The 23,286-nt window shown below is 59.6% G+C and carries 15 protein-coding genes; 14 read left to right on the top strand and 1 reads right to left on the bottom strand.

Going from position 1 to position 23,286, the window contains the following annotated elements; translation table 11 throughout:
- The first annotated feature begins 137 nt into the window (after positions 1-137).
- The 11 genes from hsdR (at position 138) to FXN63_RS08035 (ending at position 17,930) form a co-directional block, all read left to right on the top strand.
- Complete coding sequence (gene hsdR, locus FXN63_RS08085) at positions 138-3,542, top strand: type I restriction-modification system endonuclease (protein ID WP_148814195.1); 3,405 nt, start codon at positions 138-140, stop codon at positions 3,540-3,542.
- A gap of 12 nt (positions 3,543-3,554) precedes the next feature.
- Positions 3,555-5,168 carry a class I SAM-dependent DNA methyltransferase gene (locus FXN63_RS08080; RefSeq protein WP_148814194.1) on the top strand — a complete coding sequence of 538 codons (1,614 nt, stop codon included), beginning with the start codon at positions 3,555-3,557 and terminating at the stop codon, positions 5,166-5,168.
- On the top strand, positions 5,165-6,217 hold the full coding sequence (locus FXN63_RS08075) for a PDDEXK nuclease domain-containing protein (RefSeq protein WP_148814193.1): 1,053 nt from the start codon (positions 5,165-5,167) through the stop codon (positions 6,215-6,217). The genes FXN63_RS08080 and FXN63_RS08075 overlap by 4 nt, the downstream gene beginning before the upstream one ends.
- On the top strand, positions 6,210-8,105 hold the full coding sequence (locus FXN63_RS08070; protein ID WP_187395148.1) for a restriction endonuclease subunit S: 1,896 nt from the start codon (positions 6,210-6,212) through the stop codon (positions 8,103-8,105). Before FXN63_RS08075 ends, FXN63_RS08070 begins: the two co-directional genes overlap by 8 nt.
- A gap of 103 nt (positions 8,106-8,208) precedes the next feature.
- Positions 8,209-10,077 (top strand): chromosome segregation protein SMC, encoded by a 1,869-nt coding sequence (locus tag FXN63_RS08065; protein WP_148814191.1) that lies wholly within the window; start codon positions 8,209-8,211, stop codon positions 10,075-10,077.
- A 31-nt stretch (positions 10,078-10,108) separates the two neighbouring features.
- A complete protein-coding gene (locus FXN63_RS08060) occupies positions 10,109-11,032 on the top strand; it encodes an HNH endonuclease (RefSeq protein ID WP_148814190.1) in 924 nt (307 codons plus the stop codon).
- Positions 11,033-11,305: 273 nt separating this feature from the next.
- Positions 11,306-12,454, top strand: a complete 1,149-nt coding sequence (gene argE / locus FXN63_RS08055) for an acetylornithine deacetylase (protein ID WP_246165066.1) — start codon at positions 11,306-11,308, stop codon at positions 12,452-12,454.
- Between the two features lie 98 nt (positions 12,455-12,552).
- On the top strand, positions 12,553-14,160 hold the full coding sequence (locus FXN63_RS08050; RefSeq protein WP_148814189.1) for an ABC transporter substrate-binding protein: 1,608 nt from the start codon (positions 12,553-12,555) through the stop codon (positions 14,158-14,160).
- 124 nt (positions 14,161-14,284) lie between these two features.
- On the top strand, positions 14,285-15,250 hold the full coding sequence (locus FXN63_RS08045; RefSeq protein ID WP_148814188.1) for an ABC transporter permease: 966 nt from the start codon (positions 14,285-14,287) through the stop codon (positions 15,248-15,250).
- 6 nt (positions 15,251-15,256) lie between these two features.
- A complete protein-coding gene (locus FXN63_RS08040) occupies positions 15,257-16,183 on the top strand; it encodes an ABC transporter permease (RefSeq protein WP_148814187.1) in 927 nt (308 codons plus the stop codon).
- Between the two features lie 7 nt (positions 16,184-16,190).
- Positions 16,191-17,930, top strand: a complete 1,740-nt coding sequence (locus FXN63_RS08035; protein WP_148814186.1) for a dipeptide ABC transporter ATP-binding protein — start codon at positions 16,191-16,193, stop codon at positions 17,928-17,930.
- 153 nt (positions 17,931-18,083) lie between these two features.
- On the opposite strand, the gene FXN63_RS08030 is transcribed toward FXN63_RS08035, so the two are convergent.
- A complete protein-coding gene (locus tag FXN63_RS08030) occupies positions 18,084-19,241 on the bottom strand; it encodes a hypothetical protein (protein ID WP_148814185.1) in 1,158 nt (385 codons plus the stop codon).
- A gap of 205 nt (positions 19,242-19,446) precedes the next feature.
- Here FXN63_RS08030 and FXN63_RS08025 point away from each other — a divergent pair, with 205 nt between their 5' ends.
- From FXN63_RS08025 to FXN63_RS08015, 3 genes are all read left to right on the top strand, one after another.
- Positions 19,447-19,944: a hypothetical protein gene (locus tag FXN63_RS08025; RefSeq protein WP_148814184.1), complete on the top strand. Its 498-nt coding sequence runs from the start codon at positions 19,447-19,449 to the stop codon at positions 19,942-19,944.
- Entirely contained in the window at positions 19,941-20,801 is an 861-nt protein-coding gene (locus tag FXN63_RS08020; protein ID WP_148814183.1) for a DUF817 domain-containing protein, read from the top strand. The genes FXN63_RS08025 and FXN63_RS08020 overlap by 4 nt, the downstream gene beginning before the upstream one ends.
- A gap of 298 nt (positions 20,802-21,099) precedes the next feature.
- A complete protein-coding gene (locus FXN63_RS08015; RefSeq protein WP_222864009.1) occupies positions 21,100-22,245 on the top strand; it encodes a DSD1 family PLP-dependent enzyme in 1,146 nt (381 codons plus the stop codon).
- The last annotated feature ends 1,041 nt before the right edge of the window (positions 22,246-23,286 follow it).

The raw sequence follows: 23,286 nt of genomic DNA, 5'->3' as shown, positions 1-23,286 counted from the left end.
AGCAAGTCATCCCCCCTGACTGCTGCACATTTGCCCTCAAACGGCTGGACAAAGCACTTTTCTAGATACTTTTTAGTAACATCTAGATTAATTTCGGTGAGGGGCGGATTGCCCTCGGGTTAGCAAACGGGGGAAGCATGCAGCAGAACATCCGCTCGAATTTCGACATGTTGCAGACTTACGAGCCTCAGTTGTGGCGCCTTGGTGCACTTGCTGAACGCTACTTCGCCGAAGATCCAAACACCTGCCTGCTCAAACTCCGGCAGTTCGCCGAGCTGCTGGCACAGTCGCTCGCGGCACGCGGAGGCTTGTACACCGCGCAGGAAGAAAGTCAATATGAACTGATCCGCCGACTGCAGAACGAAAACCTGCTGCCGCGGGAGGTCAAACAAGTATTTGACCAAGTTCGGGTCACAGGAAATGCTGCCAACCATGCTTTGGCGGGTGACCATGCCAACGCGCTGTCAACACTAAAGTTGTCATGGCAATTGAGTGTCTGGTTCCATCGGACATTCAAACAACCTGACTTCCGCTCCGGCCCTTTCCTGCCGCCAGCACCGCCGGCTGACGAGTCACAGGAATTAAAGCAAAAACTGGCCGAATACCGCCAAGCAGTGGCTGACTATCAAGCCAAGCATGAGAACGCGGCGTCGGCCTTGCAAGCGGCACAGACTCAGTTGACGGCGCTGAGCGAAGAGAAAGCGGTTTGGGAGCAGATCGCCACGGAGGCCGACCAAGCCAAAGCACGGCTTGCGAATCAGCTGGCGCAGTTGCAAGCGCAGGCTCAGGCAGCACCTTCTGACAACCTGGCCAAGCTGGTGGCCTCGGCGAACAAAGCTGCGCTACTTGTTGACCTTGATGAGTCAGAGACCCGACGCCTCATTGACGCACAACTTCGTCAAGCAGGCTGGGAGGCAGACAGCGAGGTCCTTAAGTACAGCAAAGGTACGCGTCCAGAAAGAGGGCGCAACCTTGCTATTGCCGAATGGCCATGCACCAAATATTCCGCTGACTATGTGTTGTTCCGAGGATTGGTGCCGATGGCGGTGGTCGAAGCCAAGCGAAGCAGCATGGATGTATCTGCCAACCTACAGCAGAGCAAACGGTACAGCAGAACCTTCGCAGGCAGTGCCGAGACTCAGTTGCATCCTCAAAACTGGGGCAGCAATTCGGAGTTCCGTATCCCATTTGTTTTTGCTACGAATGGGCGCCCTTACCTGCGTCAGCTAGCCACCAAGAGTGGCATTTGGTTTGGCGACCTCCGCCACCCCGAAATTCGCAGCACAGCGCTGGACGGCTGGTATACGCCAGACGTCCTGCACGCCCTGCTTCGCCAAGATGAAGAAAAGGCCCATGCCGAGCTTGCGAATACGCCGTTCAATTATGGAATTTCGCTTCGCCCTTATCAGCAGGCAGCCATCCTCGCCACTGAAAGCAGTATTGCTCAAGGACAGCGTGAGATCCTGCTGGCAATGGCGACCGGAACGGGCAAGACGAAGACCTGCATCGCCCTGATTTACCGCCTGCTGAAGGCACAGCGCTTCCGCCGTATCTTGTTCCTGGTGGATCGCTCAGCGCTGGGTGAACAAGCTGCAGACTCGTTCAAAGACACGCGGATGGAGCGGCTACAGACGTTCGCTGATACGTTCGGCATCAAGGAGTTGGGTACGCCAGCGCCCGATGCCGACACGGCAGTCCACATCGCCACCGTGCAAGGCATGATGCACCGCGTGCTCTTTCCAGCGGAAGACGTAGTGCCGCCGACGGTCGATCAGTACGACTGCGTCATCATCGATGAATGTCATCGCGGCTATACCCTGGATCGGGAGATGTCGGACACGGAACTCAGCTTTCGCGGTTTCGACGACTACATATCCAAGTACCGGCGCGTGTTGGACTACTTCGATGCGGTCAAGATCGGCCTGACTGCCACCCCCGCCCTGCATACCACCCAGATTTTCGGCGCGCCGATTTTCAGCTATAGCTATCGAGAAGCAGTGGTGGACGGGTTCCTCGTTGATTACGAACCGCCCATTCAAATTCACACGCAGCTATCCGACCAGGGCATGACCTGGAAGATCGGTGAAGAGGTGCAGGTCTACAACGCTCAACATAACAAGCTGGACCTGTTCAAGACGCCGGACGAAATCAAGCTGAAGGTCGACGACTTCAACCGTAAAGTCATCACACGGGCGTTCAACGAAGCCGTTTGCAGCTATCTCGCTCAGGAGATCGATCCCAGCGGACGACGCAAAACTTTGATCTTTTGCGTGAGCAGCGACCATGCCGACTTGGTGGTCGATGTGTTGAAAGCAGCCCTGGAAACACAATACGGCGCAGTGGAAGACGATGCAGTCATCAAGATAACAGGCAATGCCGACAAGCCTCTGGAACTCATCCGGCGATTCAAGAACGAACGTTTGCCGAACGTAGCGGTTACCGTCGATTTGCTTACCACGGGTATCGATGTGCCCGAGATATGCAACTTGGTCTTTCTGCGACAGGTCAATAGCCGCATCCTGTTCGACCAGATGCTGGGCCGCGCCACCCGCTTGTGCGATTTCGATGGCGAAGCCAAAGATGCGTTCCGCGTGTTCGACGCCGTTCGCCTCTTCGAAGCCGTCGGCGACATGACAGAGATGAAGCCTGTCGTGGTGAACCCGAAGATCACGTTCAAACAACTTGAACGTGAATTCACCGAAGTCCAATCCACTGATGCACTGGAATTACTGCGTGAGCAGTTCGTGGCCAAGCTTCAGGTCAAGAAGCGCCATCTATCGGACAATGACGCCCAGGACTTCGAGACCAAAGCGGGCATGCCACCGGACACGTTCATCCAGAAGCTCAAGACGCTTGGCCTGAGCGAGATTGCAACGTGGTTCACACAGCACCCCGACCTGGGCGAAATCCTCGATCGCAAAGCAAACGGCGGTGGGCAGCCCATTTACGTATCAGAGCACCCAGACGAATTTCTGCGCGCCGAGCGAGGCTACGGCAAAGCCACCAAGCCGGAAGACTATCTGGACGAGTTCAAGCAATTCATCAGCAGCAATAGCAACGAGCTACCGGCATTGATGGCGGTCCTGACCAAGCCCCGAGACCTGACACGCAAGCAGCTCAAGGAATTGGTGCTTGCATTGGACCAGGCAGGGTTCAGCGAAGCTCGGCTTGCCACCGCATGGCGCGAGACAAGCAACCAGGACATCGCAGCACGTATCGTCGGCTACATTCGTCAGGCGGCACTGGGCGACGCCCTGCTGCCCTACAGCGAGCGCGTGGACCGTGCGCTGCAAACCTTGCTGGCGAATTCGCCAGCGGGCAAGCCTTGGACCGACCCTCAGCGTAGTTGGCTCAAGCGGATTGCTGCGCAGACCAAGACCAATCTGCTGGTGGATCGCGAGGCGCTCGACGACCCAGACCTGCTTTTCAAGCGCGAAGGCGGTGGCTTCAACCGCCTCGACAGACTTTTCAACGGCCAGCTCCAACCGGTGCTGGACGCTTTCAACGACGCACTTTGGGCGCAGCCGGCCCGAAGTGCATGATGTAGCAGTTTCATGTCTAAAACCTCGCAAGTCGCACATGATATCGGTGCCAAACTTTGGTCACTGTGCAATGTGCTGCGTGACGACGGCGTCACCTACCACCAATACCTGAGCGAACTGACCTACCTGCTCTTTCTGAAGATGATGAAAGAGACGGGACAGGAAGATCGGCTCAAGGTTTGGAAGGCCCTTGAGCGCCAGAAAGGTGCGCCCAAGGTCGAACAGGCCGGCATACTTTGGGACGATCTGCTGAACGCGCCCGCGCCGGAGCGGCTCGATACGTACAAAGAAATGCTTTTGGATTACGGCTTGCATGGTCAAGGCGCGGTACTGCAGATCTACGCCAATGCCAACACCTTCATTACTAAGCCAGTCACCCTCAGCAAGCTGGTGACCGACATCGACGCGCTCGACTGGTACAGCGTGCAGCGCGACGACCTGGGCGATCTCTACGAAGACTTGCTGGAACGCAACGCCACCGAGAAGAAAAGCGGCGCCGGCCAGTACTTCACGCCTCGTCATCTGATCGACAGCATTGTGGCTGTGATGAAGCCGCAGTTGAGCGATGTGATTCAGGACCCGGCTGCGGGCACGTGCGGCTTCCTGATTGCAGCCAACAACTACCTGCGCGCCAACAACGACTTCGACAGCCTGGAAGAGTCCGCGCAGCGCCGCTACCGCCAGAGCACCTTTTACGGCATGGAGCTGGTGCAGGACACGCACCGCCTGGCACTGATGAACATGCTGTTGCACGGCATTGAGGGCGGGGTCGCCTACGGCGACACGCTGGGCGATGAAGGAACGCAACTTCCGTCCGCTACGCTCATCCTCTCCAATCCTCCATTCGGCACAAAGAAGGGCGGTGGTTTGCCCACCCGCAAGGACCTGACCTTCGAGACCAGCAACAAGCAGTTCGCCTTCCTGCAGCACATCTATCGCAACCTGAAACTGGGTGGCCGTGCGGCCGTCGTGCTGCCCGACAACGTGCTGTTCGAGAGCAACATCGGCACCAGCATCCGCCGCGACCTGATGGACAAGTGCAATCTGCACACCATCCTGCGCCTGCCTACAGGCATCTTCTACGCCCAGGGCGTCAAGACCAACGTGCTCTTCTTTACCAAGGGCGAGAAGACCGACAAGGGCAATACCAAAGAAGTGTGGGTGTACGACATGCGCGCCAATATGCCTCAATTCGGCAAGCGCACCCCCTTCACGCGCGACTACTTCCGCACATTGGCCGATGCAGAGGTCAGCGCGTCCCGCGACAAGTTCGAAGACGTGTTCGGCACCGACCCCAAGGGTGGCCCGGAGGCGCTGGCTCAGCGTGTGGACGCAGGTGACACTGGCCGCTGGCGCAAATTTACTCGAGAACAAATCGCCGAGCGCGGCGACAACCTGGATCTGGCCTGGCTCAAGGACGACAGCGCCGACACCGCACAGCAGCAAGGCGAAGAACCCGCCATGCTGGCTCGCCTGGCCATGAGCGAGATGCAGGCCGCGCTGACAGAACTACGTGCCTTGGTGGAATTGCTGGGCGAAGACCCGGATGCCGAGCTGGAAGCATTGCTGCCCGACGATATGACAAGCCCGGACGCCGACAACACGGTGCAGGGAACATCGGCATGAGCCAAGTGCCTGCCACAACGGGCGCGGACAGCCTACACGCCGAACTGCGGGCCCTCATCGCCAGCAGCCGCCAACGACTGGCTGGCGCCGTGAATGCGGAGCTGACGCGCCTGTACTGGACCATCGGCCAGCGGTTGGATGTCGAAGTGCTGGGCGGCGAACGTGCCAGCTACGGCACAGCCCTGCTTGACCAACTTGGGCAACAGTTATCCCACGAGTTTGGACGCGGCTTCGAGGCCCGCAACCTGCGTCGCATGGTGAAGTTTGCACAGGCTTTCCGGGACGCCGAGATTGTGACGACACTGTCGGCAAAATTGAGCTGGAGTCATCTGGTAGCCATCGTTGCGCTCAAACCCCCGCAAGCTCGCCAGTTCTACGCTTGGCGGGCGGCGCAGGATGGCTGGAGCGTGCGCGAACTGGCCAAGCAGATTGAACGCAAAGTCTTCGAGCGCAGCGAAATCGCAAGCGCACAGGTGCCTGCAGCGCCCTTGTCTGCGGAAGGCCAAGCGCCAAACCAGATCTTCAAAGACCCCTACTTCCTGGACTTTCTGGGTCTGCACCAAGGGCATGACGAGACTGACCTTGAAGCCGCCATCCTGCGCCAGCTCGAAGCCTTCATCCTGGAACTTGGCCGAGGCTTTGCCTTCGTTGAACGTCAGAAGCGCATGGTCATCGACGGCGACGACTTCTACCTGGATTTGCTGTTCTACCATCGGCGCCTGCGTCGATTGGTCGCCATTGAGCTGAAGCTCGGCCGCTTCAAGGCTGCGCACAAAGGTCAGATGGAGTTGTACCTGAAATGGCTGGACAGGCATGAGCGCCAGCCCGGTGAGGAAGCACCCATCGGGTTGATTCTTTGCGCGGAATCCAGCCGCGAGCAAGTGGAGCTGCTGCAGATGCACAAAGACGGCATCACGGTGGCTGAGTATTGGACCGAGCTGCCGCCCAAGGATGAGCTGGAGCGGCAATTGCATCAGGCGTTGCTGGAGGCGCACGAGCGGCTGGCGCGGCGTGGTGTGCTGTTGGAAAAGAAGAGCAAAGATGAGTGATCTGCCGACTGGGTGGGACTTCACCACCCTTGGGAAGCTACTGCGTGCAATTGAAGCAGGGCAGAATGTGAAATGCGAGGAGCGGCCGCCGATAGAAGATGAAGCCGGGCTCGTCAAGATCAGCGCAGTGACTTGGGGCCGATTCAACGAGGAAGCGAGCAAGACGCTGCCCAAAAACGTGCCGGTCAGCGAGCGAAACCGGATCTGCTCTGGCGATCTCTTGATCTCGCGTGCTAACACCATCGAACTCGTTGGTGCCAGCGTAATTGTCGGACCGATCAAGAAGCGTCTGTACCTGAGCGACAAGGTATTGAGGCTGGTAGTCGATGAGCCAGCAAAGCGGTGGATCAACTTTGCGTTGAAGACGCCTCGATTGCGGCAGGCTATTCAGGCGGCTTCCACCGGAAATCAAATGTCGATGCGCAACATCCCTCAGGAGAAATTGCGTTCATTGATTATTCCCTTAGCACCGGAGGCAGAGCAAACCCGCATCGCCGACCAACTCGACACCCTGCTCGCCCGCGTCAACGCCTGCAATGACCATCTTGATGTCATCCCAGGCATCCTCAAGCGATTTCGGCAGGCAGTGCTGGCGACAGCACTGGCGGGGGCCCTGCCGGATGCAGATGGAGATCAAGCCGTTGACACCAAGCCGAGAACGACAAAGCTGTCGGAGATCGCAGTTGTCGGTACTGGGTCTACACCTCTCCGATCAAACGACAGCTTTTACGCGAATTCAGGAACACCGTGGGTAACCAGCGCAGCGACTGGCAAACCACTAGTCACCGAAGCAGAGCAGTTCGTGACAAAAGCGGCCATCGCAGCGCACCGTTTGAAGACGTACCCCGAGGGAACTTTGTTGGTCGCTATGTATGGTGAAGGAAAAACGCGGGGCCAAGTTTCAGAATTGGCGATTAAGGCAACTATCAATCAAGCGTGCGCAGCGATCTGGGTAGATGAAGACAAAGCATCCAAGAAGTTCGTTAAGCTCGCGTTGACCGCAAACTACCTCGCGATGCGTCAGCTTGCTGAAGGCGGCAATCAACCGAATTTGAATCTTACGAAGATCAAGGATTTCGAGATACCTCTGCCATCGCTGGCCGAGCAAGATGCAATTGTTCGCCGTGCAGAGGCACTTTTTTCACTGGTGGATCGGATCGAAGCCAGCCACAAGAAAGCGTGCGCCCGCGCGAAGCGCCTTGCCTCTCAAACCCTGGCCAAAGCCTTTCGCGGCGAATTGGTGGAACAAGACCCACAAGACGAGCCTGCCAGCGTCCTGCTGCAGCGATTGGCCGTTAATAAGCCTGCCAAAGCAAGCGTTTCACGCGGGCGACCTCGCTCTCAGTCTGAGGCACATCTATCAGCGCACGACGTCCAGCCAGCCGATTGGGTAAATCTGCCCAACGACGCATGGGCGGCTCCTGTCGACCGAGATGGTCAAGCTGATGCGGTGTGGCTCACAGCGGTATTGCGCGCCGGGCGGGAACCCATGCCTGAACGAACGGCCCGCTTGGCCACACTCCTTTGCCAGCAGCCACATCTCTTCACGATCGCGCTGTCCGAAAAGCAAGCCAAACTGTGGTCACGTCTGGTCGGCGGTGAGGCCAAGCCATTACCTGGCAACGTGACCCGTTTTCAGCCCGCCACCAACAACCGTTGGGGCCGCGCCATCAAGGATATGCGGGTGCGCGGCGATTTGATCGAGGTGGGTGCCAGTGACGAGGTGACGTGGACGCTAGGCCCAGGTGCAGCCAGCATCGACACAGCGGGCTGGCCCGACGGCCGTGCCAGCTTTGTTGTGGCGTACCTACGCGCCCATGGCGTCGAGTCGATCTTGCCATCTCTCGAGCCCGCGGTGCTGGACTTCGTCAATGTCAGAGCAGCCTGATCTCTTCGGTCATTCCGTACTGTCGGTGACCCCTCCGCATGGGGTGACCAAACCTGCGCTGTGGGTGCGCCGACTTACCATCTGGCGTGCGCCCGGAGACCTCGTGCGCACCATCGAACTGCGGCCAGGGTTGAACTTCGTTTGGTCGCCCGACCCTGCTGATGTGCAAACCCAGGGTGAAACGAATCCCGCCGCGCAAGACGATGTGGGCCACGGTGCTGGCAAGAGCCTGTTTTGTCGCCTGCTGCGCTATTGCCTGGGCGAAGACCGGTTTGCCCCAGAGGCACAAAGGCCGAGCATAGCCCGCACATTCCTGACGGGCTGGGTGTCGGCCGAGGTGATGCTGCACGGCAGACTGTGGGGGGTGCTGCGACCCCTGTCGGTGGGGCGTGGTCATTTTGCGGTCGAAGGTGTGCTGCCCGAGGAGCTTTTCGACCTCTTAGCCGAACCGACTGGCATGACACCCTTGCTCCAGGCCATCGAAAATCAGGTACTCACCCCAGATGTCGCCAAGCGCATAGCTGGACTGCGCACACACGACGCTTGGCGTGTGGCATTGGCTTGGCTGACTCGAGATCAGGAATGCCGATTCGACCATGTGCTGGACTGGCGCGCGGCCGAGTCGGATTCCGAATCCCCGGTGCGGAACATGTCCAGAGGACGTCTACTGGACGCCATGCGTGTGCTGATCGGTGCCATCGCCACGGACGAAATCGCACTGCAGGACTCTGTGTCAGCCAACACGGAGATCCACAAAGCCCATCTGCAACAAAGCGCGCGCAGGGAATGGGCTTGTAGCAGAAATCGGCTCGATATCATCCAGGCGCTGGGCCTTGCTTCCGATGAGGTACCCGAAGGAAAGCTCGGCATCGAATCACTGCGGCAGGCAGCGCATCGTCATCTAGCCAAGGTGAGCCAAGTCAGCCCGGGTGCGAATGTGTTCAACCTGGACGACCTGCGGCAACGCAGCCGTGAAGCCCAACAACATGTGTCGGAACTGAGCGGCAAGCTGGCCGTACTGCAAAGCACGTTGCCGCTCCACGAAGAGTTGCAGCGCCAGTACAGAGCCGAGTTACCGTCGATTTCCGTGAGGCTTCGCGAGGCCGAAGTGCCGGTATGCCAGATTTGCGAAGTACCTATCGATCGGATCAGAGCTGAAGGATGCAAGCTGTCGCACAAGCTGCCCGATCTAGGAGGGCTGAAGCGCAGACACGAGGCAGTAACCCAAAAGATCAGTCAGCAGCAGACCCTCATCAACGATCAGAAAGCCGCTGTCGCATCGTTGAACCAGCAACTGCCCGCAGCGCGCACCGCCATGAACACCCTGCGACAGGAGTTGAGCAGAGCCGAAAAGCTCAGCACGCAACGCTCGTCAGCTTGGTTCAACGCGCGCCGTTTGTTGGACGACATCCAGCGCTTAGGTGCTGACTGGGACACATGGGAACAAGTCCAAAAGCAGACCGCGGAGATGGCAGCAAAGATTGACAGCGACCGCGGGCAACTGGCGGCCTTCCGCGACCGGCAAGCTACAGTATTCAACCATCTGTCGACGTATTTCGACGCCATCATTCGCCTGACTGTTGGTCCGACAGCATCTGGCCGCGTCACTTTGGATGGCAATGGGTTGAAGCTCGGCGTTCAATTCGGCGGCGAGCGTTCCAGCCCCGCTATCGAATCTCTCAAGATCATTGCCTTCGACCTGGCGGTCATGTGCATGAGTATTGGCGGCAAAACGCAACTGCCCGCATTTCTGCTGCACGACAGCCCACGTGAGGCCGATCTGGGCCTGAGCGTATATCACCGACTGTTCAAGATGGTGGCGACTTTAGAGGGGCAAAATTCTTCACCCTTCCAGTACATCGTGACCACGACGACGCAACCGCCAGCAGTGTTTCAGAAGGCACCTTGGCTGAGATTGGAATTGCATGGTGCTCCGGCCTCCGAGCGTCTACTGAGGTGCGACCTGCCGTGATGAAGTCAGACATCGCCAACAGGGGTACAAAATGAAGTTCTGGGCTGGTGTAACGGACAACGCTTGGTTCAACTTCCTGAGCCAGTCAGCGCCAGACGAGGTCAACTTTTGGCAGCCACGGGGAGCCGCCAAGTATGCAGCGCTAGAGCCGGGTACGTTATTTCTCTTCAAGCTAAAGCGGCCTCATCACCACATTGTGGGTGGCGGCTATTTCGTGAAATCAACGTCGCTACCGTTGTCCATCGCCTGGGAAGCTTTTGGGTCCAAAAACGGTGCAGCGCAGCGTGCTGTTTTCGAGAAGATGATCCGCGGTCTGCTTTCCGATCCAAATGTGAGAGACCCTGAGATCGGCTGCACCGTGCTGGCACAACCCTTCTTCTGGCCACGCGAAGCATGGATTCCCGATCCAATCGACTTTGCCACCAATATCGTCCGCGGGCGCTACTACGACACTGCCGAACCTTCAGGAGCGCAGCTTTGGGCTGACGTACAGTCGAGACTGACGGCACCGTTTAATGAACCACCGTTTGTCCGCGAGCCTGAATTGGCAGAGCGATACGGCGCACCAGTAACGGTCCGTCCCCGACTCGGGCAAGGCGCTTTCCGTGTATTGGTCACCGATGCCTACCAACGCCGCTGTGCGCTGACGGGTGAATCCACGTTGCCAGTACTGGAGGCCGCGCACATCCAACCTTACGCGGAAAACGGCCCGCACGATCCTGCCAACGGACTGCTGTTGCGGTCAGACTTTCACAAGCTTTTCGATATTGGTCTGGTGACTGTCACGCCGGATCACCGCATTGAGATCAGTCCCCGCATCAGAGAAGAGTGGTTTAACGGCAAGGCTTACTACAGTCTGCACGGCAAGCTGCTCCCCCGATTGCCAGACCGCCCGGACCACCGCCCTGGCGAGACGTACCTGCGCTGGCATAACGAGAACCGATTTGTGGGTTGAAGAACAGAACGGCGGGATGAATAGACGCGGCGTGATCTAAATAACCACTGCCCACGCACCACGCTGGGGCGAATCCCAGTAGAAAAGATGGCACAGGACTTGCATCATGGCGGCGTGCCACGGCGTACTGTCCTGGCAAGGCGTGCGAGGACGTAGACGCGTCCAATAAAGAGGGCTTAACCCAGGTCAACTTTATGGTTATTGTCTAGCTTTATAAAAGATAGACAACTGAACCATCGCAGGTCGTAGCAACCGCTTTTCCGAGGTTTTGTCTTGCATCTAACGTCGCGTGAAATGATCGCCAAGCTGGTCGGATTCGATACCGTTTCTCGCCACTCCAATCTGGCCCTGATCCACTATGTACGCGATTACCTGGCCGACCTGGGCATCGCCAGTCACTTGGTTCCCAACGCCGATGGCACCAAGGCCAATCTGTATGCCACTGTCGGCCCGAACGTCGAAGGCGGCGTGATCCTCTCCGGCCACACGGATGTCGTGCCTGTCGATGGCCAGGCGTGGACCACCGATCCCTTCGTGCTGACCGAGAAAGACGGCAAGCTTTATGGCCGTGGCACATGCGACATGAAGGCGTTTTCGGCCATTGCGCTGGCGATGGTGCCGAACATGCTGGCCGCAGGCCTAAAGCGCCCTATCCACTTCGCGCTCAGCTATGACGAGGAAGTCGGCTGCATCGGTGCGCCGTTCATGATCGACGAGATGATCGCCGAGCTTCCCAAGCCGCTGGCGGTGATCGTGGGTGAACCGACCGACATGGCTCCCATCGTTGCGCACAAGGGCGTCGCGGCCTTGCGCACGCGGGTTACGGGTTTCGAGACGCATTCAAGTCAGGTCCATCGGGGTGTAAGCGCCGTGATGATCGCGGCCAAGCTGATCAGCTTCATCGATGACATGATGGCTGAGAACCGCGCCAAGGCTGACCCTGCCAGCACCTTCGAGCCGCCCTACACCACCTTGCATGTGGGCACGGTGCATGGCGGCACGGCGCTGAACATCATCTCGCGCGAGTGCACCTTCATCTGGGATATTCGTGCCCTGCCGGGCGACGATTGGCGTCAGTATCTGACCCGCTTCAATGCCTATGTGCAGACACTGCTACCGGGCATGCATGCGGTGTCGCCGGCCACCGGCATCGAGACCGAGGAATTGGCCGATGTGCCGTATTTCAGCGATCTGGGTGGCGCAGCCCAGACACTGGTTTTCGCGCTGACGGGTCTGGACAAGGGCCATGTGGTCGCTTACGGTTCGGAAGCGGGCCAGTTCCAGGAGCGCGGCCTGCCCAGCGTGCTGTGTGGTCCGGGCTCCATCGACCAGGCCCACCAACCCGACGAATTCATCGAGGTCTCGCAAGTCGAGGCCTGCGAAGCTTTTCTTGGCCGACTCATCGGCCACCTTTCCAGCTGAACCGCAAGCCGCAGCACCCGACACCAGGCCAGGCTTTGCCGCACCTGGACATCATTGCCACAGACGACGCCACCAAGGCGTCCATGGAGACACGAGACATGCGAATTTCAAATTTGAAAAAGACGGCATTGGCTGCGGCCCTGCTGGTTGCCGTAGGCGTGAGCCCCCTGGTGGCCCAGGCCAAGACCTTCCGCTTCGCCTATCAAGGCGATGCGACCTCGCTCGATCCGATGGCATTGAACGAAACCTTCACGCTCGGTTTCCAGAACAACATCTATGAACCGCTGGTGTCCTACGACGGTGACTTGAAGCTGGTACCCGCGCTGGCTACCGAGTGGAGCAACCCGGAGCCCACCAAGTGGGTCTTCAAGCTGCGCAAGGGTGTGACCTTCCATGACGGCTCGCCCTTCACCGCCGATGACGTGATCTTCTCGTGGAAGCGCAGCCAGACGCCCGGCTCGGACATGAAGGCCTACGGTGCCAAGGCATCCGACATCAAGAAGGTGGACGATTTCACGATTGAAGTCACCACCCCCACGCCGAACCCGATTCTGCCGCGCGAATGGGTTTACCTGTTCATCATGAGCAAGGCCTGGTCGGAAAAGAACAACGCGGTCGAAGCGACCAACGTCAAGGGCGGTCAGGTCAACTACGCCAACTTGAACGCCAACGGCACCGGTCCCTACATGGTCACCGAGCGCCAGCCCGACATCCGTACCGTCATGAAGAAGTTCGACAAGTACTGGGGCAAGGCAGAAATGAAGGGCAATGCCGACGACGTGATCTTCCAGCCGATCACGCAGGAAGCGACCCGTGTCGCCGCGCTGATCTCGGGCGAAATGGACGTCGTGATGCCGGTGCCGGTGCAAGACTGGCAACGTCTGGAAGACGCCAAGGGCGTGAAGCCGCTGACCGCACCGGAAGCCCGCGCCATCTTCATCGGCATGGACCAGTCGCGTGACGAACTGCTGTTCTCGAACATCAAGGGCAAGAACCCGTTCAAGGATGTACGTGTTCGCCAGGCCGTGGTGCTGGCCGTCGACACCAAGGCCATCAACGAAAAGATCATGCGCGGCGCGGCCAAGCCGCTGGGCTCGCTGGTTGCCACGGCCATCAACGGTTATGCCGATTCCTACGGCGCGCCGATTGCCCCCGATGTGAACAAGTCCAAGGCGCTGCTGAAAGAAGCCGGTTACCCGGATGGCTTCGAAGTCACGCTGGATTGCCCGAACGACCGTTATGTGAATGACGAGAAGGTCTGCCAGGCCGTGGCCTCGATGCTGGCTCGCGTCGGCATCAAGATCAACCTGCTGGCACAGACCAAGGGCAAGTACTTCGGCAAGGTGCTGCCGCAGGCTGGCAACCAGACCAGCATGTATCTGCTGGGCTGGACCCCGAGTTCTATTGATGCGCACAACGCCTTGCTGAACCTCGCATCGTGCCGCGACCCGAAGACCTCGACCGGCCAGTTCAACCTGGGCGGCTATTGCAATCCGAAGGTTGACGAGCTGACCGCCAAGGTGGGCACCGAGACGGATCAGGTCAAGCGCAACGCCATGATCAAGGAAGCCTTCGAGATCGTGCGTGCCGACTGGGGCTACCTGCCGCTGCATCAGCAACCCATGTCGTGGGGCGTGAAAGACAACATCAAGGTGATTCAACGCGCCGATGATGTGATGGACCTGCGCAACGTGGTCCTGCCGTAAAGAACTGCCCCCACGCGCACGTTTTCCACTGCCCCGCGTGGGGGCACATCGGCCCCTTCGTTCATTTCTTTTTCCAGCCCACCGGCGGGCCGTATTGCCGCCTTCGGGCGATCGGGCAGCATTGATGTTTTCATTCATCGCACAACGCGTCTTCCAGTCCGTACTGGTGATGCTCACCGTTGCGCTGATCGCGTTCACCATGTTCCGTTATGTCGGCGACCCAGTCGCCGCCATGGTCGGACAGGACACCACGACAGCCCAACGACTTGAACTGCGCGAACAGCTCGGTCTGAACGACTCGATATTCGTGCAGTACGGACGCTTCGTCACCCAGGCTGCGCAAGGCGACTTCGGCATGTCCTATCGCCATCGTCGCCCGGTCAGCGCCTTGCTGGCCGAGCGCCTGCCGGCAACCCTTGAATTGTCATTCGTCTCGGCGGTGATGGCCCTGGTGCTGGGCATCCCGATGGGCATCTACACGGCCTTGCGGCGCAACATCCTGTCCAAGAGTTTCATGGCGGTGTCGCTGGCCGGGATTTCGCTGCCGACCTTCCTGATCGGCATTCTGCTGATTCTGGTGTTCAGCGTGCAATTGCGCTGGCTGCCGAGTTTCGGGCGGGGCGAGGTGGTCAACCTGGGCGGATGGAGTACGGGCTTCCTGACCAAGTCAGGCTTGGCTGCACTGATTCTGCCTGCCATCACGCTGGCGCTGTTCCAGATGACGCTGATCATGCGACTGGTGCGCGCCGAAATGCTGGAAGTGCTGCGCGCTGACTTCATCAAGTTCGCACGCGCCCGTGGCCTGCCGGAACGCCTGATCAATTTCCGTCATGCGCTGAAGAACACGCTGGTGCCGGTCATCACGATCACCGGGCTGCAACTGGGCTCGATCATCGCGTTCGCCATCATCACCGAGACCGTGTTCCAGTGGCCCGGCATGGGTCTGCTGTTCATCCAGTCGATTGCCGTGGTGGACATTCCCGTCATGGCCGCCTATCTGCTCTTGATCGCTCTGGTATTCGTGATCATCAACCTGATCGTCGACCTCTTGTACTTCGCCGTCGACCCTCGTCTGCGCGTACAACGCTAAAGGCACATGATGAATCGCGTCGCCACTTTCTTTGCCCGGACCGCTGACAGCGATCTGTGGCACAGCTTCAAACAGTCCCCCGGTGCCGTCATCGCCGCGGTGGTCACTCTTATCATCGTGCTGGCAGCGCTTTTTGCGCCGCTGATTTCTCCGCACAACCCGTTCGACCTGGCGTCCTTGAGCATCATGGACGCCAATACCCCGCCGGCCTGGTCGGCAGATGGCAACAGCAGCTTCCTGCTGGGCACCGACGACCAGGGCCGCGACATCTTGTCGGCCGTGATCTACGGCACCCGTGTGTCGCTGTTCGTAGGCCTCGCCTCGGTGGCATTCTCAGTGATTCTCGGGGTGTCGCTGGGCCTGATTTCCGGTTATGCCGGGGGTCGGGTCGACAGCTTCATCATGCGAATTGCAGACGTGCAACTGTCTTTCCCGGCCATTTTGGTGGCCTTGTTGATCGACGGTGTGGCCCGCGGCATGTTGCCGCGTGACATGCACGACAAGGTGGCGCTGTACGTGCTGGTGTTTGCCATCGGCATTTCCGGCTGGGTGCAATATGCCCGCACGGTGCGCGGTGCGACCATGGTCGAACGCAACAAGGAATACGTGCAGGCGGCACGCCTGATCGGCATCGGGCCGTTCACCATCCTGCGCCGGCACATCCTGCCGAACATCCTGGGTCCGGTGATGGTGATTGCCACCATCCACCTGGCTGTTGCGGTGATCACCGAAGCCACCCTGTCTTTCCTGGGCGTGGGCCTGCCGCCGACGTCGCCGTCGCTGGGCACGCTGATCCGCATCGGCAACAGTTATCTGTTCTCCGGCATGTGGTGGATTTCGATCTTCCCGAGTATTGCGCTGGTGGCTTTGGTGCTGGCGGTCAACCTGCTGGGCGATTGGCTGCGTGACGCCCTGAACCCGAAACTGCGCTGAGGACACCATGTCATTACTGAATGTCGAACACATGCGCATCGAGTTCGCCAGCCGACGTGGCACGCTGGTGGCCATCGACGACCTGAAACTCACGCTGGAAAAAGGCGAAATCCTGGGCGTGGTGGGGGAATCCGGCGCGGGCAAGTCGACCGTTGGCAACGCCATCATCGGTCTGCTGGAACGCCCTGGGAAGCTGACCGGGGGCGAAATCTCGCTGTCGGGCGAACGCATTGAAGCCTACGGCCCGGCCAAAATGCGCGAGTTGCGCGGGCGTCGCATCAGCATGATCTTTCAAGATCCGTTGACCTCGCTCGACCCACTGCAAACCGTGGAAAGCCAGCTGGCCGAGACCATGCAGGTACACCTTGGTATCTCGCATGCCGAGGCGTGCAAACGTGCGATCACCGCGCTGGAACAGGTCGGCATCCCCGACCCGGCGCTGCGGGTCAAACATTACCCGCATCAGTTTTCGGGCGGCATGCGGCAACGCGTGGTGATTGCGCTGGCGCTGTGCTGCGAACCCGAAGTCATCATTGCCGACGAACCGACGACCGCGCTCGACGTGTCGATTCAGGCCCAGATCCTCGACCTGCTGCGCAAGCTGTGCAAGGAAAAGGATGTGGGCATGATCATCATCACCCACGACATGGGGGTGATTGCCGAGATTACCGACCGTGTGGCGGTGCTGTATCGCGGCAAGCTGGTGGAAGAAGGTCCGACGCAGAAGATTCTGGGCGACCCGGATCACGCCTACACCCGCAGCCTGATTTCCGCGGTGCCGCGCCCGGACGTCAAGCTGCGCCGCTTCCCCACGGTCAACTACATCGAAGCTGCCAAGGCCCCGACCAAAGCCATCGACATCGCCACGCACTGGCTGGGTGAGCGCCGCGATTTCGGTACCCGGCAAGCCGGGCCGCTGGTGGAAACGCGTGGCCTGGGCATGCAGTTCTCGCTGAAAAGCGCGCTGCTGAAACGCAATCGCCGCACGCTGGACGCGGTCAAGCAGTTCAACGTGTCGATTGCAGAAGGTGAAGTGTTCGGTCTGGTGGGCGAATCGGGTTCGGGCAAATCGACGGTTGCCCGTCTGATTGCCGGCCTGTACACGCCTACCAGCGGCTCGGTGCACTTCAACGGCACGGATCTGACCAAGCTCAGCGAAAAGGAATTGAATCCTTTCCGCCGTCAGATTCAAATGGTGTTCCAGGACCCGTTCTCGTCCTTGAACCCGCGCATGCGGGTGCTGGACATCATTGCCGAGCCGATCCGCTTCCACAAGCTGACTGACAGCGAAACGCAAACCCGCGCGGTGGTGCACGACCTGCTCGACGTGGTGGGTCTGGGGACAGCCGCCGCCCGCAAGTTCCCACACGAGTTTTCTGGCGGGCAACGCCAGCGCATCTGCATTGCACGTGCACTGGCCACGCGGCCGCGCTTTTTGATCTGCGATGAGCCGACCTCGGCGCTGGACGTGTCGATTCAGGCGCAGATTCTGAATCTGCTGAAAGATCTGCAGGAAACGCTGGGCCTGACGATGCTGTTCATCAGCCATGACCTGCCGGTCATTCGCCAGATGTGTGATCGCGTGGGCGTGATGCGTTATGGCGAGCTGCTGGAAGTGGCCGATACCGAAACGCTGTTCACCAGCCCGCAGCATGAGTACAGCAAGCACCTGCTGGGCCTGATGCCGCAACTGGGCGGCATGTCGCGCGCAGGGCTGGACGTGATTACGGCTGACGCGCAAGCGTGATGCAGCACCTTGCTGTGAAGCAGTGACATTGCGGTAAGAAAACAAAGGGGCCAACGCATCAAACGTTGGCCCCTTTTGTGTTGGCCCCTTTGTTCATGGTCACATGATTAGTGAATTGTCGACATCAGCGCCCTGCCAGATTCAGCAAAAAGCCTACTCCTTCGCCCCCCACGGACGCATGTCTGTCGCCGACCCCGCCCACGTCACCTGATCCACTTTCCAACGCCCCGAGGGCAACAAAGCCATCTGAAAGGTCAACGCAGCCGGCTTGCCATCGGTCACGACCTCAATCGTGGCTTGCTTATCCTGCTTGTCCACTTTGCCCAGGCGGGCACCCGCGCCAATCGTGAACGGCAGGATATTGGCACGCTGTGCGGCGAACAGCACGTCATCGAAGGTCAATGCTGGGTCACTCATCACCTCTGTGGTGTCTGCCGACTTGTCGAACAACACCGAGCCGGGCAGTTCGTTGTCCTTCATCTTCGGGATCAGTTTTTCAGGACGATATCCGAACAGGTTTTCACTGACACTGTGCTGCGCATCGGGCGTCAGCATCTGCTGAACCGCAAAATAGTCCGACCGTGCGTAGGCTTTCAGGAAACCGCTGGCGCTTGCTTCCGGTGTTTTCATGTCCAAGGTATCCGGGTAGATGCGCGGATCAGCAGGCGTGGGCCGCAACGGCTGCGCCTCGGTCACCGTCTCTTTGGGCGCACCCCACGGCTGTGCCTCGGTCGACGCCCCAGGCCAGACAATGCGATCAATCTTCCATCGACCCGATGCAAGCTGCAGCATCTGCAGCGTCAATTCGGCTGGTTGACCATCGGTAGTCAAAGCGACGGTCGCCGCCTTGCCACGTATATCGACTTTGCCCACCTTGGCCTTGGCACCAAAGGTGAAAGGCAGGATATAGGTGCGCTGCGCGGCATACAGAATGTCATCGAAGAGCAAGCTTGGGTCCGTGCCGATCTCCAACACGTCTTCCGCGCGCTTGTTGCTGAAATAAAGCGATCCGGCCAGCCTGGTGGTCTCCATGCGCGGCAACAGCTGCTGGGGATCAAACGTGAAAATGGCCTCGGCAAACCCACGCTGCGCATCTGGCGACAAGAGCTTGTGAACCGCGAAATAATCCGACCGGCCAAACGCTTTCAGGAAGGTGTCGGCAGTGGCCTGTGGCGAGCGCATGTCCAGCGTCTGCACGTACATCCGTGCCGCAGCCGGATTGGTATCTGCGGCCATTGCCAACGGCGCGGCAATAGCCGAGGCAGAAACAAGGGCCAGACACAACAAAGGTTTGCTCAGCGCGAACGTCACATGCACTCCTTGGGGATAGGTGCACGCAGTTTATGAGCATGGCTGCCCGGCCCGCAGGCGGCGCACGTATCGGAACGTTTCCGCGAAGCAAACATGGCCGGGCAGAAGCGCCTCGTCCCGGTATAGTCCATCATTTTTTGATGGCCCGGTCGCCGATCTTCCTGGCGCAAGGGGCATTGGCTTACCCACAAAGGATCACATCCACGTGTTGATCGTTCGAAAACTGCTCGGCATGCTGAGCGTGACCGCGCTGCTGCTGGGCATGCAGGCATGCAGTGACAACACCCATCCGGTGATGAAGTCGCCGGAAGCAGTGCGTAAATATCTGAAGCTCGACAACGGGGTGCAGGACGCGACAGCGCAGATCCTGACCTTGCCGAAAACCGGTGGCATTGCCCCTGGGCCGACCGACTATGTGGCCTTGGTAGCGTCTGTGCAGCTGGCACCCGATGCCTTGCAGCCTACGCTGGCAAGCCTGCTGGTCTATGAAGGCGACCGCAAGATTCCTACAGCCGTTACACACCCGACATGGCTTCCGGCACGCGAGCGCGCCATCCTTTCAGCCGTGTCTGCCGGATCGACCCGGGTATACGACGCCACGCAGCTGGTCGTGGACAAATCCGTGCGTGCGTTGGCGGTCCCGGTGGATAACGCCTTGCTCGTCTATGTGGAATACGCCACTCCATTCACCGAGAAGCCATGAATTCCGTGATCAGCCACCTATCGCGCCTGGACCACTATCTGTGTGAAGTACAGCCCTGGGGACCCCTGAAGGGTCTGCGACGCGGCATTGTCGAATTCCTGTATTTCGGCGTCAAAGAAGCACGCGCCTGCCTGTTCGCGGGCCTGTTTTTCGTCTCCATTTTCCTGGTCCCGCGCGACGGACTGTTCGGCCTGCCACGCTATGACGTATTGCTGATCATTGCGCTGGCGATTCAGGCGCTGATGATCTGGACCAAGCTCGAAACCTGGGACGAAGCGAAAGCCATTCTGCTTTTCCACATCGTCGGTTTCGCGCTGGAAGTGTTCAAGACATCCGGTCCCATCCGGTCCTGGTCGTATAACGACTTCGCCTACACCAAGGTGCTGGGCGTGCCCTTGTTCTCGGGCTTCATGTATGCGGCCGTCGGCAGCTACATCATCCAGGCCTGGCGCTTGTTCGACCTGCGGATTCGCCACCATCCGCCCTACTGGATGGCAACGCTGATTGCGCTGGGCATCTACATCAACTTCTTCAGCCATCACTTCATTGGTGACTATCGCTGGTATATCGCGGCGTGCGCGGTTGGCCTGTATGCCCGCAGCACGGTGGTATTCCGTCCCTACGACCGTGACCGGCAAATGCCTTTGCTGCTGGCCTTCGTGCTGATCGGATTCTTCATCTGGCTGGCAGAGAACATTTCCACGTTCTTCGGCATCTGGCATTACCCGAACCAGCTGGGTGCATGGTCGGCGGTGCACATCGGCAAATGGAGTTCGTGGTCGCTGCTGGTGATGATGACCTTCACCATCATTGCCCACTTGAAGCACATCAAGACACGCATCCACATCCCGGATTGACGGAGCGCGGGCACGCCATGATCGAATGCAATGGCAGCACTGGGGGACTGCACTGAGTGACTGCATTCAGCAGGTGACGATCATGGTCGATGCGATGTATTTTGTGGTGTGCTTGCGCGCACCACATATGCAAGCGTTTGAGGCTGCCCGCAGGTTTGCGGGTGCTTGCAGGCGCAAGGGTGGCCGTCAGCACTGCATGGGTTTATTGCATCAGAAAGCATGAACGCTGGCCGGCCTCGAATGCTGCACCCGATGCCGGCCGGAACTCCCTTATCGAGCATCGTTTCCGGGCACCATCATGTTCCTTTCCTCCATGTCCCCGTCCGGCTCCCGCATTCCCGCTCCAGCAGCACGCGGTAGCGCCGTCGCCGAGGTCGACACTCCCGCCTTGCTGATCGATCTGGATACCCTCGACGCCAACATGGCGCAGGTACATCAACACGTCATCGCAGCCGGCCTGCATGTACGCGCACATGGCAAGGCACATAAATGCCCCGCCATCGCGCATCGCCAATTGGCGGCCGGTGCGATCGGCATCTGTTGCCAGAAGGCCAGCGAGGCCGAAATCTTTGCCGATGCGGGCATCACCGACATCCTGATCACCAACCAGGTGGTCGGCATAAACAAGGTGGAACGCGTGGCCATACTGGCCAATCGCGTGACGCTGGGCGTGTGTGTGGACCATGCGCTGCAAGTGGACCAACTGGGCAGCGCGGCGACGCGACATGGTTCAAAGATCAGCGTGATGATCGAGGTCGATGTCGGCCTGGGCCGCTGCGGCGTGTCGAGTGCAGAAGCCGCGCTGATGCTGGCCGCGCAGATCGGCACCTTCGCGCCGGCGCTGACGCTGGGGGGTATTCACGCGTATACGGGCAGCGCGCAGCATCTGCGTGAACCGGCAGAGCGGGAAGCTGCCGTGGCGGCTGCAGTGGAGCGGGTGACGGCGATCAAGTGGGCCTTGGAAAGCGCGGGCTTTCCGTGCCCTACGGTTACCGGGGCTGGTACGGGCACCTACATGCTGGAGGCGGCTTCGTCGCTGTATACGGAGGTGCAGCCTGGCTCGTATGTGTTGATGGATGCGGACTATGCGGCCAATCATCTGCCGGATGGTGCAGTGCCGCTGCAACATGCGTTGTTCGGGCTGTGCACGGTGATCAGTGCGAGTCCCACGCATGCGGTGCTGGATGGCGGGTTGAAGACCTTTGCGACGGACCACGGTTTGCCGGTGATTATGGTGCCTGGGTGGACGGTGAAGGGTTTGTCTGACGAGCACTGCGTGATTGTGCCGGACGCGGGCGCGGCACCGCTGCAGGTGGGCGACAAGGTGCGGTTGATTCCTGGCCATTGCGATCCGACGGTGAATCTGCATGATTGGCTGGTGGCGATTCGCGGGGAGCAGGTTGAGGAACTGTGGCCGGTGTTGGCGCGGGGGGCGCTGTTTTAAGCTGTTCTCTTGCTGCGACGGTCTCTCGCTGGAAAGCCAGGGGCGTTCTTGCTGCGACGATCTCTCGCTATTGAGCCAGTCGCGGGCACCGGGGGCGCGTCGCCTGCCCCGCTGGACCTACGCGTCGGGGCTCCCGCCCTCCACGTCGTCCAGAAGGGCAGGCGCCACGCCCCCGGCACCCGCGCCTTCAATGTCGTTTGGTTAGACACCAATCCCGCCTTTGGGCGATTCGATATCTCTGACTGCTCGGGTGCTGTATGCGGCTCCCCATTATTGGCGTCCGCAGTCCTTGATTGCAGCCCGGCTGGAGTTGGGGACTTGGCTGGCCAGGTCGCCACGAAGCGAGTCAGCGGCTCGCGAGTCTGGCCGTATATCAGAGGTCTTTCACAGCAGCACCACTCAACGAGACTGCACTTCTGCTTCATGGTGGGGTGACTTGGAAGCGGGTGGCCGCGCACCAGGTAATGCGACGAAAAGGCGGGACGTCGGCCAGCCAGTCGTCTAGCGTATGCAGTAAACGTTCGACACCGTCACGTTCAGCCGCTAACGCAATAATTGCCGCTGGCATTCTATGCATGCAGTGACCGTGCGGCCACCCGCTTCGGTGTCACCCCACCACCAAGCAGGAGCGCAGTTTTCCTTGAGCGGAACTGCCGTAAAAGGCTGCTGAAGCACCCACCGAACCGGAAGCCGGAGAAATCGCTTCGTGGCGACCTGGCCAGCCAAGTCCCCGACTCCAGCCGGGCTGCAATCAAGGACTGCGAACGCCAGTACGGGGGAGCGGTGTACAGCACCGAGCAGCCAGAAAATCGAACACGCCCAAAGGCGGGATCAGCGTTTAACCAAGCCGTTCTGAAGGCGCGGGTGGCGGGGGCGTGGCGCATGCCCTTCTGGACGACGTGGAGGGCGGTAGCCCCGACGCGTAGGTCCAGCGGGGCAGGCGACGCGCCCCCGCCACCCGCGACTGGCTCAATAGCGATAAGCCGTCACGAGCAAAACGCAACTGGCTCAAGAAATCCAAACCCGTCACACCCGACAGGA

Origin of the sequence: Pigmentiphaga aceris (assembly GCF_008119665.1) — a bacterium.
Lineage (GTDB): Bacteria > Pseudomonadota > Gammaproteobacteria > Burkholderiales > Burkholderiaceae_B > Pigmentiphaga > Pigmentiphaga aceris.
Note: the sequence above shows the minus strand (reverse complement) of the source record. Positions and strands in the feature narration are given on the sequence as shown.

Excerpts from the sequence above, each read along its gene's own strand:
- FXN63_RS08080 (WP_148814194.1), top strand. The coding sequence starts at position 3,555 with ATGTCTAAAACCTCGCAAGTCGCACATGATATCGGTGCCAAACTTTGG.
- FXN63_RS08060 (WP_148814190.1), top strand. The coding sequence starts at position 10,109 with ATGAAGTTCTGGGCTGGTGTAACGGACAACGCTTGGTTCAACTTCCTG.
- FXN63_RS08050 (WP_148814189.1), top strand. The coding sequence starts at position 12,553 with ATGCGAATTTCAAATTTGAAAAAGACGGCATTGGCTGCGGCCCTGCTG.
- FXN63_RS08045 (WP_148814188.1), top strand. The coding sequence starts at position 14,285 with ATGTTTTCATTCATCGCACAACGCGTCTTCCAGTCCGTACTGGTGATG.
- hsdR (WP_148814195.1), top strand. The coding sequence starts at position 138 with ATGCAGCAGAACATCCGCTCGAATTTCGACATGTTGCAGACTTACGAG.
- FXN63_RS08070 (WP_187395148.1), top strand. The coding sequence starts at position 6,210 with ATGAGTGATCTGCCGACTGGGTGGGACTTCACCACCCTTGGGAAGCTA.
- FXN63_RS08015 (WP_222864009.1), top strand. The coding sequence starts at position 21,100 with ATGTTCCTTTCCTCCATGTCCCCGTCCGGCTCCCGCATTCCCGCTCCA.
- FXN63_RS08020 (WP_148814183.1), top strand. The coding sequence starts at position 19,941 with ATGAATTCCGTGATCAGCCACCTATCGCGCCTGGACCACTATCTGTGT.
- FXN63_RS08035 (WP_148814186.1), top strand. The coding sequence starts at position 16,191 with ATGTCATTACTGAATGTCGAACACATGCGCATCGAGTTCGCCAGCCGA.
- FXN63_RS08075 (WP_148814193.1), top strand. The coding sequence starts at position 5,165 with ATGAGCCAAGTGCCTGCCACAACGGGCGCGGACAGCCTACACGCCGAA.
- FXN63_RS08040 (WP_148814187.1), top strand. The coding sequence starts at position 15,257 with ATGATGAATCGCGTCGCCACTTTCTTTGCCCGGACCGCTGACAGCGAT.